A 14,024-nucleotide genomic window follows, 5' to 3' on the forward strand; every position below is an offset into this window, starting at 1 on the left:
CCGCGCCCCGACAGGGATGCGGGTCACAACCGTGGCTACGATGGCCAGCGGCCGGAGGACCAGACCCGGCCGGGCCGACCGACAGCAAGGGTCCGGAACCCCCAGCCGGCGCGCCGCCATCTTCACCGCACTCGGAGGGTAGTTTCCGTGCCGGCTGGAACGCTCTACCGCGGCCGGGAAGGCATGTGGTCCTGGGTGGCTCATCGAGTCACCGGCGTCCTCATCTTTTTCTTCCTGTTCGCTCACGTACTCGACACTGCGCTCGTCCGCGTCTCCCCTGACGCCTACGACAAGACGATCGAGATCTACAAGCACCCGTTCGTCAACCTGATGGAGTACGGGCTGGTCGCGGCCATCCTGTTCCACGCGCTGAACGGCCTCCGGCTGATCGCGGTGGACTTCTGGGCGAATGGCGCGCGTTACCAGAAGCAGATGTTCTGGTTCGTCATGGCACTGTGGACCATCCTCATGGCCGGCGCGTTCTACCCGATCCTTCAGCACTCCATCAAGACGCTGTTCGGGAGCTGATCAAACATGACTAACTCCCTCGAACAGGGCTACCTGCAGACTGCTTCGGAGCCGGCCAAGCTCAACCTTGAGCCGCCGCGCCTGCGCACCAAGCGCACCCCGAAGTCCACGAAGACCAACTTCGAGCTGTACAGCTGGCTGTTCATGCGGCTGTCCGGCATCGTCCTGGTCGTGCTCGTCCTCGGCCACCTGCTGATCCAGCTGGTGCTCGACGGTGGTGTCACCAAGATCGGCTTCGCTTTTGTGGCCGGTCGCTGGGCGTCCCCGTTCTGGCAGTCCTGGGACCTGATCATGCTGTGGCTCGCCGAGCTGCACGGCATGAACGGCCTGCGGACGATCATCAACGACTACGCCGAGAAGGACTCCACCCGGTTCTGGCTGAAGATGCTGCTCTACGTGTCGGCGATCGTCGTGTTGTTCCTGGGCACGCTGGTGATCTTCACGTTCGACCCGAACATCGGCAGCTGACCCGAATGGCCGCGCTCCACGAATCGTTCGAGTCGGGGTGTGGAATCCGCGGCGTCAGCCGCCATGGTTCACAGCACGTTCGACCCGAACATCGGCAGCTGACGACCGCGCTTCCGTTTTCGGAATCGGGCGCACTTCTCCAGAGGACCTGAGCAGCGATGCAGACGCACAAGTACGACACGATCATCGTCGGCGCCGGTGGCGCCGGCATGCGCGCCGCCCTCGAGGCGAGCAAGGGCAGCCGTACGGCAGTCCTCACCAAGCTCTACCCCACGCGTTCCCACACCGGCGCGGCCCAGGGCGGCATGTGCGCGGCCCTCGCCAACGTCGAAGAGGACAACTGGGAGTGGCACACCTTCGACACGGTCAAGGGTGGTGACTACCTCACCGACCAGGACGCCGCAGAGATCATGTGCAAGGAAGCGATCGACGCCGTACTCGACCTGGAGAAGATGGGCCTGCCCTTCTCCCGCACCGAAGCCGGTCGCATCGACCAGCGCCGGTTCGGCGGTCACACCCGCAACCACGGTGAAGCGGCCGTCCGCCGGTCCTGCTACGCCGCGGACCGCACCGGCCACATGATCCTGCAGACGCTCTACCAGAACTGCGTCAAGCAGAACGTCGAGTTCTACAACGAGTTCTACGTACTCGACCTGCTCCTGACCACGGACGAGGACGGCAACCAGCACACCGCCGGTGTCGTCGCGTACGAGCTCGCCTCCGGCGAGATCCACGTGTTCCAGGCCAAGGCCGTCATCTTCGCCACCGGCGGCTTCGGCAAGGTCTTCAAGACCACCTCCAACGCGCACACCCTCACCGGCGACGGCATGGGCATCGCGTGGCGCCGGGGCATCCCGCTGGAGGACATGGAGTTCTACCAGTTCCACCCGACGGGCCTGGCGGGCCTGGGCATCCTCCTCACCGAGGGCGCCCGCGGCGAAGGCGGGATTCTCCGCAACTCGGAGGGTGAGCGCTTCATGGAGCGCTACGCCCCCACCATCAAGGACCTCGCGCCGCGTGACATCGTCGCCCGGTCGATGGTGCTCGAGGTGCGCGCGGGACGTGGCGCGGGTCCGAACAAGGACTACGTCTACCTCGACCTGACGCACCTGCCGCCGGAGCAGATCGAGGAGAAGCTCCCCGACATCACCGAGTTCGCCCGGACCTACCTCGGTGTCGAGCCGACCACCGAGCTCGTACCGGTGTACCCGACGGCGCACTACGCGATGGGCGGCGTGCCGACCAACGTGGACGCCGAGGTGCTGGCGGACAACACCACCGTCATCCCCGGCCTGTACGCGGCCGGCGAGGTCGCGTGCGTGTCCGTGCACGGCGCCAACCGCCTGGGCACCAACTCGCTGCTCGACATCAACGTGTTCGGCCGCCGCGCCGGCATCGCCGCCGCGAAGTACTCGCAGACGGCGGAGTACGTCGAACTGCCGGAGAACCCGGCCGACGACGTGGTCGCGATGATCGAGAACCTCCGGGACAGCAACGGCACCGAGCGGGTCGCGAGCATCCGCACCGAGATGCAGCGCACGATGGACGACAACGCCGGCGTCTACCGCAACGCGGAGACGCTGAAGCAGGCCTACGAGGACATCAAGATCCTCCAGGCCCGCTACAAGAACGTGTCGATCCAGGACAAGGGCAAGCGGTTCAACACCGACCTGCTCGAAGCCATCGAGCTGGGCTTCCTGCTCGACCTCGCCGAGGTCCTCGTCGTGGGCGCGCAGAACCGCAAGGAGTCGCGCGGCGGACACGCCCGCGAGGACTTCCAGACGCGGGACGACGAGAAGTACATGCAGCACACGATGGCGTACCGCGAGGCGGACGCGAAGGGTGACTACGGCATCCGGCTCGACTGGAAGCCGGTCGCCTTCACCCGTTACCAGCCGATGGAGCGGAAGTACTGATGAGCACCCCCACGCTTGAGAAGCAGGACGCCGCCCCCGCCCCCGTGGCCGGCGACATCCCGATGATCACCATCACGCTGCGCATCCGCCGGTACAACCCGGACAGCGGCCTGGAGCCGAGCTGGCAGGACTTCCAGGTCCTCGCCGAGCCGACCGAGCGCATCCTGACCGCCATGATGAAGATCAAGGGCGAGCAGGACGGTTCGCTGACGTTCCGTCGCTCGTGCGCGCACGGCATCTGCGGTTCGGACGCCATGCGGATCAACGGCGTCAACCGCCTTGCCTGCAAGACCCTGGTCAAGGACTTGGACGTCACCAAGCCGATCACGGTCGAGCCGATCAAGGGCCTGAAGGTCGAGAAGGACCTCATCGTCGACATGGAGCCGTTCTTCCAGGCTTTCCGTGACGTGATGCCCTTCCTGATCACCAAGGGCAACGAGCCGACGCGGGAGCGCCTGCAGTCGCAGGAGGACCGCGCGAAGTACGACGACACCACCAAGTGCATCCTGTGTGCCTGCTGCACGTCGTCCTGCCCGGTGTTCTGGAACGACGGCCAGTACTTCGGCCCGGCCGCCATCGTCAGCGCGCACCGTTTCATCTTCGACTCGCGCGACGAGGGCGCCGAGCAGCGCCTGGAGATCCTGAACGACAAGGAAGGCGTGTGGCGTTGCCGTACGACCTTCAACTGCTCCGAGGCCTGCCCGCGTGGCATCGAGGTCACGAAGGCGATCGCGGAAGTGAAGCGGGCGCTTCTCTACCGTCGCGTCTGAGCGGAGCGGGGAGCGGTCCGGTCGGCATGACACGCGGCCGTCGCGCCTGACCGGCTGAATTCCGTACGAAGGGCCCCGGTTTTTTAAGCCGGGGCCCTTCGGCGTTGCTGAATTCCGTACGGAGGGCCCCGGCTGTCAAGCCAGTGCCCTTCGGCGTTCCGGACCTGCCACACACCGGTCTGAGCAGGTGGGCCGCACCGTGTCCACCTTGCCGCAACTCCCACGCATCCCTTAATCTCGCAGCTTCCCTGGTGGGTGGACTGCGCTAGCTGACGTCGGTCCGATGGACGAGGATTGTCCCCGACACCAACTTTCCGGTCCCCTCTCCCTCCGGCTGCAGCAAGCCGGACAGAACAGGTCGTCCACTCATGTCCACCACCACCGACACGCAGCCGGGCGGCCCGGCTGAAGTCGTGCCCGACCCGAAGCGCTGGATAGCCCTGACGGTCGTGCTGTTCGCAGCCTTCATGGACCTGCTCGACGTCACGATCGTCAACGTCGCGATCCCGGAGATCCAGAGCGACCTGGGCGCGACCTTCGGCGACATCCAGTGGATCGCCGCCGGCTACGGCCTGGCGTTCGCCGTCGTGCTGATCACCGGTGGCCGGCTCGGTGACATCTACGGCCGCAAGAAGGTCTTCCTGATCGGCATGGTCGGGTTCACCGTCGCCTCCGCGCTGTGCGGGCTGGCCACGACTCCGGGCATGCTCATCGGCGGCCGGGTGGTCCAGGGCATGTTCGGCGCGGTCATGGTGCCGCAGGTGCTGGCGATCATCCACGTCACGTTCCCCGCGCACGAGCGCGGCAAGGTCTTCGGCCTGTTCGGCGCGATCGTCGGCATGGCGGCGGTCAGCGGCCCGATCCTCGGCGGCGTGATCATCGGGACCGACATGTTCGGCCTCGACTGGCGGCCGATCTTCCTGGTGAACATCCCCGTGGGGATCTTCGCGCTGATCGCGACAGTCCTTTACGTACGTGATTCGAAGTCCGAAGCGGCGACCAAGCTGGACCTGACCGGCACCGCGCTGGTCACGGTGGGTCTGCTGCTGCTCGTCTTCCCGCTGATGCAGGGCCGCGAGCGCGGCTGGCCGACGTGGATCTTCATCATGATGACGATGTCCCTGCCGGTCCTGGCTTCCTTCCTCTGGTACGAGCGCCGCAAGACCGCGCAGGCCGACTCCCCGCTGATCAACATGGTCCTGTTCAAGGTCCACTCGTTCGCCTCGGGTCTGAGCGTCACCTTCCTGTTCCAGCTGTTCATGGGCATGTTCTTCCTGGTCTGGACGCTCTACATGCAGCTGGGCCTGGGCTGGTCGGCGCTCAAGGCCGGGCTGACCGGCGTGCCGTTCTCCATCGGCGTGTCGACGGCCGCCGCTCTGTCGATCCAGTTCCTCGTCCCGAAGCTGGGCCGCCGGGTGCTGCACCTGGGGGCGCTCTTCCTGGCCGTCGGGTTCTTCGCGTACGCCTTCACCGTCGGGCACTACGGCCCCGGTGTGACGCCGTGGGAGATGATCCCCGCGCTGCTGGTCATGGGTCTCGGGATGGGCCTCATCGTCGCGCCGATCACCGACCTGGTGCTGTCCGACGTCCCCCGTACGGACGCCGGTTCGGCCTCCGGCGTCATGAACGCCAACCAGCAGTTGGGCGGTGCGGTGGGCATCGCCATCGCGGGTGTGTTCTTCTTCAACCTGGTCAGTGGCGGGATGAGTGCGGGCGTCGACAAGTCCGCGCCGGAGCTGAGGCCCGCGCTGACCGCCGCCGGTGTCGTCGGTCCGGCGCAGGACGAGTTCGTCGCCGGGTTCAAGCAGTGCGCGAAGGACCGCGCTGACGCGCAGGACCCGGTGCAGGTTCCGGCGAGTTGCGCGGCGCTGAACGGCAGCCCCGCGACAGCCGGCCCGCAGGCGGTGGCCGCGCTGGGGAAGGCGATGGCTGCCACAGGCGAGGAGGCGACCGGGCACAGTTTCACGTCGGCGTTCCAGCGCACGCTGTGGATTCTGACCGCCGGAATGCTCGCCGTGTTCGCGCTGATGTTCGCGCTGCCGAAGCGGGCGGCGGCGAAGGACCCGGACGCGGTGCCGGTGCACTGAGGCCGGGGCTCCGCTGCCCCCGAGAGGTGCGCCCGGGGCCGGTGAAGACGCCGCACTGATCAGCCGACCTTGCGGAACTCTCCGTCCCCGAAAACCGCCATGATCACCATGCTGCCACCGATCGCGGCGATGTAGCGCTCCACCACGTCCTGCCCAGCGACCTGTCCGCCTTCGATCTGCGAGATTCGCCCGGCGGTCACCCCCATCCGCTCGGCGACCTGCGCCTGTGTGAAGCCCCGTTCCTTACGGAGTTCGGCAAGCCGCCACGCGCGCGCCTCATTGAGTAGTCCCTGGACGCCCGCCTCGAATTTCTCCTGCCCACCGGCCGATGCGACAGCAGCCGTGTAGTGCCCGGAATCACGCCACCGTGTATATCCCTTCACAGGTCCTCCATCATTGCGTCGGTCGAGCAGATACTGCTCATACAACGACTCGGCGAGCGGAATCGCATCGTCGTACTACTTCTTCCAGTTCCCCGCTTTGTCGCCCGCCACAAGCAGGATCGTCGACCGCCACGGGTCGACCATGAAGAGGACCCGCACCGCGCTGCTCTGGTTTGCGCAGGGTCGCAACTCCTTCATATTCGGGTAACGGGATCCCTTCAACCTGTCCACCAACGGGCGCCCGAGGGCTGGGCCGCTGTGCGCAAGCGCGTAGACCGCTTGGTTTCACCACACGGTGCGCGTCCGGATCGGCCTCCAGAAGCTCATCGAGCCACACCTCGACCGGTTTGGTGAGGTAGACCTCCCACGGGTCCGGCTCCATCCACACCGCCAAAGTTTAGCGATAGCTAATATTCTTTAGAGGGTCATGCTCTTCACCAAGTCGAAAGCCGGAGGATCACCCGGTCGTGTCAGCGCGCGGCACCGACTGCCCCTCGGCGGCCCGGATCCTCTCCCGGTGCCGCAGCGCCGACGCCCGCAGCGCCGTCTCCGGGTCCACCCCGTGCCGCCCGGCCAGGTCAACCACGGTCAGCAGCAGATCCCCGATCGCCGCGGCGTCCGGGGTGGCGGGTTCCGCCACCACCCCCGGCACCGGCACGTCCACCCCGGCCCGGACCGTACGGGAGATCAACTTCGCGGCCAGCGAAAGCGCCGGCTGCCCCAGCGCCACGCCGTCCACCACGGATTCGCGACCCGGCTTCTCCATCGCCTTGATCTGCTCCCAGTTGGCTTCGACGTGGTCGGACGTCGGCGCGTGCACGTCGCCGAAGACATGGGGGTGACGGTTCATCATCTTGTCCACGATGCCACCGGCCACGTCGTCGATCGTGAACGGGTCGTCCGGGTGCTCCTCGGCGATCCGGGCGTGGAAGGCCACCTGCAACAGGACGTCACCGAGCTCTTCGCGCAGGTGCTCGCGGTCCCCGGACTCGATCGCGTCGACAAGTTCGTACGACTCTTCGACCAGGTACTTCACTAGGGACTCGGGCGACTGTTCGGCGTCCCACGGGCAGCCGCCCGGCGAGCGCAGCCGGTCCATGACCGCCACGAGGTCGAGCACCCGGGACCCGGGCAGGTCCCAGGAGCCGGGCACGAGTTCGATCTCCGGGGCCCCGCCCGCCTCAGCGCGGTTGGCAGCCTCCTGGGCGAGTGCCGGACCGAGGTCGGGGTCGCCGTCGACACCGGCGATCCAGACGACTTGCCGTCCTTCGGCGGAGTCGAGGAGCGTACGGGCGAGCCGGCGCGCGTCGGCCGACTCGACCACCTCCACCGAAACCCCGGCGGCGCGGACGGGCTGGAGCTGCGGGTGCGCCGGGTCCCCGGCCAGCACCCGGTCGGCGAGCTCGAGCTCCCGCCAGGCGGGGCGGCTGAGCAGGCCAGGAGCCGTCCGGTGGGTGGAGGAAAGCAGGATGAGGCGGCCGGTGGGCTCGTTTGCGCTGGTCACCCTGCCAACGATAGAGCTCTTGTCAGCCGGGGACGGCTGCGGTCCTGGTCGTCAGCCACGGGTACGTGACCGTGTTGACCGCCGCGTTCTTCGCATCCCAGGAGCCGTAGCGCGGGTTGACCGTGACACGCATGTCCTTGGCCGTGTCGCTGAGGAGCATGCCGTAGGCCTCGGCGGCCTGCGGAGCGGCCGGGTCGACGCCCCGGGCCGCCAGCAGTTTTTCGCGCAGGATGATCTGACGCAGGAAGGTGTCCAGCGCACTGGGCGCGATGCCGTCGGCGGCGGCGGCCTGAGCCATCTTGGCGGGGCCGCCGATCCGCTTTTCGACCTGATGTCTGCGGTCGGCGACCTCGGTGGCCGTCACACCGACGCCCGCGCGACGGGCCGCCTCGTCGACGACCCGGTCCTCCAGGATTGTGGCGAGCTGCTGCTGGGCGACCTGCTCCCGGGTGCGCGGCTGGGCGTTCGGGGCCGCGGCGCCCGCCTGTGCGTCGACAACGCGTTCGACCTGGGTGTTGAGCGCGGAGATGGTGATGCGGTCGCCGTCCACGACGGCCGCGGCACCGGCCTTGGTGGTGTCGCAGCCGGTGAGCAGTGGCACTGCCGCGGCCAGCGTCACCGCCGCGACGGCGGCCATCCTCATCGAGCTGGTTCGCGACGTGCGGCTCACTCGGAGTCTCCTATGCGCCTAGGAATCAACACTGTGTTCACATACGGCACGGCCGAAATCAGCACAGCCACCGGTACTGGACCAACGACCGACGATACGGCCGGGCACGCTCCGGCCGCCGCAACTTACGCAAGTTTGACTGATCTTCTTTTCGAAGACTCAGCTGTGAAAACCGGTCGCAACCGGTCGGGACCCGTCGGAAACGGGGCACCCGGACGCCACATGACGAACAATCAGGCCCGGTACTGGCTACGGTTGATCTGTTCGAGACAGTGGTCGATCCGGGCCTGGTACTCCCGGGCCTGGGTCGATTCGCCGCCGTGCGCCGCAGCCGCCTTCTCGGCCAGCCGGCGCAGTTCGGGCAGCGCCTCGATGTACTTCCCGTCCATCAGGAGGGTCTGCGCGTACTGCCGCCGCAGCATCAGCACCCGCGGGTCGCTGTCGCCCAGGCGTCCGGCGGCCTGCGGCAGGGCGTCGCGCAGGACGCCCACCGCGCGGGTGAAGTCACCGTCGTCGAGCAGTCCGGAGGCCTGCTCCACGGCCGCTGCGATCGCCTCCACCGGGTCGCGCCGGACGGGCGGCGGCGGGATCGTCATCGGCCCCGGCGGCGGGGTCTGCGGGCGCACCGGGAACGCCGACGGCTGTACGGAGGACTGCGCGGCGGGCGGCCGGACCGTCCGGGCGCGCACCGGGAACGCCGACTGCGAGGTCGGCAGTGCCGTCGGCGGCGCCATCGGGTGGCGGAAAGGACGGGTCGGGTCGTACGGGGAACCAGGCCCGTGATCGGCCGCTCCCGCGTGCCGGTCCTGGGGCAGCAGCCGCACCAGCCGCCCGAACACTTCCTGCGCGTGCTCCGGGCGCTCCTCGGGCTTCTTGGCGAGCAGGTCCAGGACGAGGACCTCCAGCGCTTCGGGCACGTCCGGGCGCAGTGAGCGCAGTGGTGCCGGGGCGTCGGCCAGGTGCCGGTGCAGGACGGCGAGCGGGGTGGGGCCGGTGAAGGTGGGTGCGCCGGTGAGCATCTCGTGGATGAGGACGCCGAGGGCGTAGAGGTCGCCGGCCGGTTCGACGGTCCCGTGCAGGGCTTGTTCGGGGGCCATGTACGCGGGGGTGCCGGGGGTCTCCCCGCTGTGGGTGAGCCGGGTGTCCTGGAGTTCGAGTACGGCGGCGATGCCGAGGTCGAGCAGGGTGGTGCGGCCGTCGGCGCGGACCATCACGTTGCCGGGTTTGAGGTCGCGGTGGACGACCCGCGCCGCGTGCACGACGGCGAGCGCGGACGCGGTCTGCGCGGCCACGGCCACCGCCCACTCCCAGGGCATGGGTTCGTGCTCGGCGATCAGGTCGCCCAGGTTCATGCCTTCGACGTACTGCATGACCAGGTACAGCTCGGTGCGGTCGGTCCCGGCGTCGTACACGGTGACCAGGCCCGGGTGGTCCAGGCTGGCAGTCGTGCGGCATTCGCGTTCGAAGCGGCGGACCAGCCGCAGCCGGGCGGCGTCGTCCCGGCTGTCGGCCAGGAGTTCGGTGCGCATCAGTTTGACCGCGACGGCCCGGTCCAGGCCGCGGTCGCGGGCCTGCCACACTTCGCCCATGCCGCCGCGGCCGAGCATGGAGGTGAGCTCGTAGCGGCCGGCGATGAGGCGGCCGGCGGCGGTCACCCGCGGTCCGATCGTCCGGGCTCGTCCGGGCGGCGCAGCTGGTCGTTGAACGCGGCCATCTCGGCACGGATCCGGTCGACTTCCCGCCGCCGGTCGGGGGTGCGCGGCCCGGCGGGTTCGGTGGGTGCGTCGTGGACCGGGGGCTCGACCGCCGGCCGGGACTGCTGCGATTGGGGCTGTTGCGATTGGGGCTGGGGCTGCTGCGCGGGCGGCGTGCTCCACGGGTTCGGCACGGGAAGTGTCGGCTGCCGGTAGACCGGCTGCTGGGAGTACTGCGGGTAGGTCTGCTGTTGTCCGTACGCGGTGCGCGTCGGCGCTTGGGCGTAAGGGTGCGGCACCGCGCCGGGGCGCGGACCGTTGACGGCCGTGTCGATGCGCTCGATCACGAACGGGTAGACGACACCCGCCAGTATCAGGAGAAGGAGAATCACCGCTGCGCTGGTGGTGATGGTGTCCTCGCCCTTCGCGTTCTTTCCGCCGTCCTGGGTCGTGACCAGGACCCAGAAGAGGACTTCAGCCGCCGCGAAGCCGACGAAGACGAGCCAGTCGAATGCGGTCCGCCGTCGGATCGCCCGCCACAGCGGGGCGACGAAGGCGAGGATCCCGAACGTGCAGAACCCGAAGACGGCCCACCCCACCCGCGCGCCCCACATCCGGGCCCCGCCGCCGGATGCCGGCGGCTTCGGCATGCCGGGTGACATACCGGACATGGAACTCCTCGGAGAAGAAAAACGAACGCACCGCGGAGTGCGCGGCACGACTGGTGACACCACCCGGGGGACCGAACCGCGCACCCCCGCGCGCGTCTTGCCGGCGTGGACCGGATCACCCGAAGCCTGGTCCCCGCTCCGGTCAGGATGTCACCGTTGTACGCCACAACGCCAGAAGAAACGATCTTCTCCGGCGAACCCGACGGGCCCAGTGTTGCGCTTTCAAGCCGCTTTGTAGGCCCGTACCAGTATTTGTCCACGCAAGTTTCCGGGTGTGCGCCTCAGCTCCCGCCCGGCTCCAGGGTGCCGTCCGCCAACGCGTCGGTCAGCCCCCGGACCAGCCCCGAGCCGGCCTCGGCCACCGTGCGCAGCATGGCCTCAAAATCGGACAACTGCCGGAACAGCCGTCCGTACCGCTGCTGTTCGGGCAGCGGCAACCGCGGCACCTGGACGCGCCGCACGTCGAGGCGCAGCACCGTGGAGGTGCGGCTCCCGGCGTTGCGGTGCACGGTGGTGCTGCGCAGGATCCCGGCCAGGAAGTACGGGTCGACCGCGGCGCTGTCCGGGCGCAGTACGTGCAGCCCGCGGCCCAGGACCGCGCCCGCCTCCGCCGGGCCGACGACCCGGGCGACGGGGGTGCGGGCGGACCCGGGCAGCACCACGTCGCCGGCTGCGAGCAGCACCGGCTTGTCGGCCTCGTCCCCGGCCGGGGCTCCGGAGGGCGCGGCGCCCTGGAGGACGTCCTGTTCGGTGAAGACCCGTACGGAACCGTCGACCGGGCCTCCGGACGCGGGGACCGTGAGCGCGCCGGAGCGGATGAGCTCGCCGACGGTGGTGGACGGGCGGTACCGCTCCGGGTCCACCGGCTGTGCGAGCGGCGGGGTGAACTCCCCCAGTGCCGCGATGGCGTCGCGGGTGCGCCTGACCGTGTCCTGGAGTTGCCCGGCGGCGTCGGTCCCGGTCGGTACGGGGTGATGGTGCGCGGGTGCGAGGTCGACTTCGTCGTCGAGCAGGTCGATGACCGGCACCGCGCTGCTGACTCCGGGCCGGGCTGCGTCGCCGCCCGAAAGGTAGGCGTACCAGGGGTCGAGCACAGTCGCGCCGAGCACAGCCCAGTCACCGTCGAACCGGGTGCCGATCGCTGCTTCCGCATCGATCAGCAGGACGTCTGCGGGCACGGACTCGGTCTGTACCGGGCGGCGCAGCACCCACAGGTAGAGGGGGATGCCGTACGGCGCGGCGACTCCGGCGGGCAGCGCGACCACGGCGCGCAGTGACCCGCGGCGCAGCAGTTCGGCGCGGATGCGGCGGCCTGACCGGCGGGACGCCGCGGCGGGGGGCATCACGACCACGGCGGTGCCGCCGGGTTTCAGGTGCGCCAACGCGTGCTGCACCCAGGCTAGTTCGCTCTCGGTGCGCGGCGGCAGGCCGTACTCCCAACGTGGGTCGTACGCCAGGTCCTCGTAGCCCCAGGCGCGTTCGTTGTGCGGGGGGTGGGTGAGCACGATGTCGGCCGTACGGTCACCGAAGGCGTCCGCGCGCAGGGCGTCGCCCGTGCGGATCTCGGCGGCGGGCCCGGCGGCGGCCCCGCCCGCGCTGAAGGCGTGCAGGGCGAAGCGCAGTTGTGCGAGGCGGGCGAGGTCGGGGTCGGTCTCCTGGCCGTGCAGGGTGGCCGCTTCGGGCACGGCGCGCAGGAGGGTGCCCAGGCCGGCCGCCGGGTCGAGCACCGCGGCGGGCTTCGGGTGCGCGGCGAGGGCGAGGTCGGCCATCAGCGCGGCGAGTGGTGCCGGGGTGGGGGTGAAACCGCGCGGGTTGCCGTCCGTATAGCGGCCGAGGAGATGTTCGAAGGCCGCAACGGGCCCGGTCTGCGCGGCGAGGGTGTTCACAGCCTCGGTCAGGGCGTCGGCGGGCGTGCTCTTCTTCGGGTGCCTGAGCCGGTTGAGCAGGGCTTCTCCGGCTGCGGTCAGCGCGGACAGCACACCTCCGGGTTCGTCCCGTTGCAGTTCCATCCGCTGCCAGGCGCGGTCCGCCGCGGACACTTCGGCGATCTTCCCCTGGGAGCGCAGCCACGCCTCCACGTCGAAGAGCGCGAAGGTCGGGCTGGTCTCCGTGCCACCGCTCGGCTTGGGGAAGTCTCCATGTCGGCGACGCCAGTTGCTCACTGCGGCGCGCCCCACCCCGGCCAGTCGGGCGATCTCAGCCGCGGTGACCTCCGCCGTCATCTCCGGCATCTGCTCCGTCATGTTCTCCACCCCTCCTGGTACCTGTCGGCGCGGTTCACAACGAGCCGTCAGGCGCCGAGTAACCACATACACAAAAACACTACAACACGGACGCATTCACACTCGTAGACTTGAGTTGGCAAATTTCATACTGTTGACAGCGTTCACAATATCTGTTGTGATGAATCCACGGACGAACAAGGGCTCGCCTGCCGGAAGGCGGCAGCTCTCATTCTCTTCCTCCGGTCCGCAGCCACCGAGTTCCTCCGCGCCGGACCACCGGCATCCCGAAGGGGTCTTCTCCATGTCGCAGCACCTCCCGCAGCCGCCGTCCGGCCATCCCGAGGGCCAGTACAACCCCCCGTACGGCATGCAGCCGGCACCGCAGCCGCCCAGGGGCAGCTGGTTCTCCCGGCACAAGATCATGACCGGTGTCGGCGCGTTCTTCCTGGCCTGCGCCATCGGAGCCGCGGTGAGCGGCGGAGGCGACAAGGACAAGCCGACGAAGGTGGCTCCGAGCACCGCCCAGTCCGTGGACAGCAGCACTTCCGCCAAGCCCGCCGACAAGCCCGCCGATGATTCCGCGGCCCGGAAGGCCACCGGCACCAAGAAGCCGGCTGAGGAGAATTTCAAGGTCGGCGACCAGATCAAGCTCAAGGACTGGCAGTTCACCGTCCACGAGGTGACCGACCCGTTGACGCCGACCAACAACTTCATCAAACCGAAGGACGCCAACCGCTGGGTGGCGGTGGATCTTGAGGTCACCAACAACGGCACGAAGAGCGAGAGCTTCTCCACGATCCTCGCGCTGGACCTGAAGGACTCAAAGAACCGGACCTACAACATCACCATCACCGCCGAGAGCGCGCAGAAGCAGCCCGACGGAACCGTCACACCCGGCGAATCCCGTCGCGGCACCGTGGTCTTCGAAGTCCCCAAGGACGAGACCGGCCTCAAACTGGCGTTCAAGCCGGGCCTGTTCTCCGACGGCAAGGCCACGGTCGAGCTCAGCGAATAGCCGGCTCGCCGCAGACCTCCAGGCCGCGCTGAAGGCGACCGCAAACGGCTCGAAGGTCACCGAGGTCCGCGCGGCCAGGACAGTCAGCGGCTC

The 14,024-nt window shown here is 68.8% G+C and carries 13 protein-coding genes; 6 read left to right on the forward strand and 7 right to left on the reverse strand.

What is annotated here, in order from left to right:
• Positions 1-147 precede the first annotated feature (147 nt).
• The 5 genes from sdhC (at position 148) to AC0Z36_RS21710 (ending at position 5,769) form a co-directional block, all read left to right on the forward strand.
• Positions 148-528 (forward strand): succinate dehydrogenase, cytochrome b556 subunit, encoded by a 381-nt coding sequence (gene sdhC / locus AC0Z36_RS21690; RefSeq protein ID WP_485464659.1) that lies wholly within the window; start codon positions 148-150, stop codon positions 526-528.
• Positions 529-534: 6 nt separating this feature from the next.
• The gene (locus AC0Z36_RS21695) at positions 535-996 is read left to right on the forward strand and encodes a succinate dehydrogenase hydrophobic membrane anchor subunit (protein WP_485464660.1); all 462 of its coding nucleotides are present in this window, start codon (positions 535-537) and stop codon (positions 994-996) included.
• A 158-nt stretch (positions 997-1,154) separates the two neighbouring features.
• A complete protein-coding gene (gene sdhA, locus AC0Z36_RS21700; RefSeq protein WP_485464661.1) occupies positions 1,155-2,912 on the forward strand; it encodes a succinate dehydrogenase flavoprotein subunit in 1,758 nt (585 codons plus the stop codon).
• Positions 2,912-3,682, forward strand: a complete 771-nt coding sequence (locus AC0Z36_RS21705) for a succinate dehydrogenase iron-sulfur subunit (RefSeq protein ID WP_485464662.1) — start codon at positions 2,912-2,914, stop codon at positions 3,680-3,682. Before sdhA ends, AC0Z36_RS21705 begins: the two co-directional genes overlap by 1 nt.
• A 368-nt stretch (positions 3,683-4,050) precedes the next feature.
• Positions 4,051-5,769: an MFS transporter gene (locus AC0Z36_RS21710; protein ID WP_485464663.1), complete on the forward strand. Its 1,719-nt coding sequence runs from the start codon at positions 4,051-4,053 to the stop codon at positions 5,767-5,769.
• A gap of 59 nt (positions 5,770-5,828) precedes the next feature.
• Here the strand turns inward: AC0Z36_RS21710 and AC0Z36_RS21715 are convergent, their stop codons facing one another.
• The 7 genes from AC0Z36_RS21715 to AC0Z36_RS21745 form a co-directional block, all read right to left on the reverse strand.
• Positions 5,829-6,152, reverse strand: coding sequence for a helix-turn-helix domain-containing protein (locus tag AC0Z36_RS21715; RefSeq protein ID WP_485464664.1), 324 nt, complete (start codon positions 6,150-6,152; stop codon positions 5,829-5,831).
• A 75-nt stretch (positions 6,153-6,227) separates the two neighbouring features.
• On the reverse strand, positions 6,228-6,383 hold the full coding sequence (locus AC0Z36_RS21720) for a type II toxin-antitoxin system RelE/ParE family toxin (RefSeq protein WP_485464665.1): 156 nt from the start codon (positions 6,381-6,383) through the stop codon (positions 6,228-6,230).
• 226 nt (positions 6,384-6,609) lie between these two features.
• On the reverse strand, positions 6,610-7,656 hold the full coding sequence (locus tag AC0Z36_RS21725) for a nucleoside triphosphate pyrophosphohydrolase (RefSeq protein ID WP_485464666.1): 1,047 nt from the start codon (positions 7,654-7,656) through the stop codon (positions 6,610-6,612).
• A 22-nt stretch (positions 7,657-7,678) separates the two neighbouring features.
• A complete protein-coding gene (locus AC0Z36_RS21730) occupies positions 7,679-8,326 on the reverse strand; it encodes a SurA N-terminal domain-containing protein (RefSeq protein WP_485464667.1) in 648 nt (215 codons plus the stop codon).
• A 233-nt stretch (positions 8,327-8,559) separates the two neighbouring features.
• Positions 8,560-9,981 (reverse strand): serine/threonine-protein kinase, encoded by a 1,422-nt coding sequence (locus AC0Z36_RS21735; protein WP_485464668.1) that lies wholly within the window; start codon positions 9,979-9,981, stop codon positions 8,560-8,562.
• On the reverse strand, positions 9,978-10,691 hold the full coding sequence (locus AC0Z36_RS21740; RefSeq protein ID WP_485464669.1) for a hypothetical protein: 714 nt from the start codon (positions 10,689-10,691) through the stop codon (positions 9,978-9,980). The genes AC0Z36_RS21735 and AC0Z36_RS21740 overlap by 4 nt, the downstream gene beginning before the upstream one ends.
• Positions 10,692-10,972: 281 nt before the next feature.
• Positions 10,973-12,934: an N-6 DNA methylase gene (locus AC0Z36_RS21745; RefSeq protein WP_485464670.1), complete on the reverse strand. Its 1,962-nt coding sequence runs from the start codon at positions 12,932-12,934 to the stop codon at positions 10,973-10,975.
• A 283-nt stretch (positions 12,935-13,217) separates the two neighbouring features.
• Between AC0Z36_RS21745 and AC0Z36_RS21750 the strand changes: the two genes are divergently transcribed.
• Positions 13,218-13,931 carry a DUF4352 domain-containing protein gene (locus tag AC0Z36_RS21750; RefSeq protein WP_485464671.1) on the forward strand — a complete coding sequence of 238 codons (714 nt, stop codon included), beginning with the start codon at positions 13,218-13,220 and terminating at the stop codon, positions 13,929-13,931.
• Positions 13,932-14,024: the final 93 nt, after the last annotated feature.

The organism is Kitasatospora sp. UYEF31 (assembly GCF_057291755.1).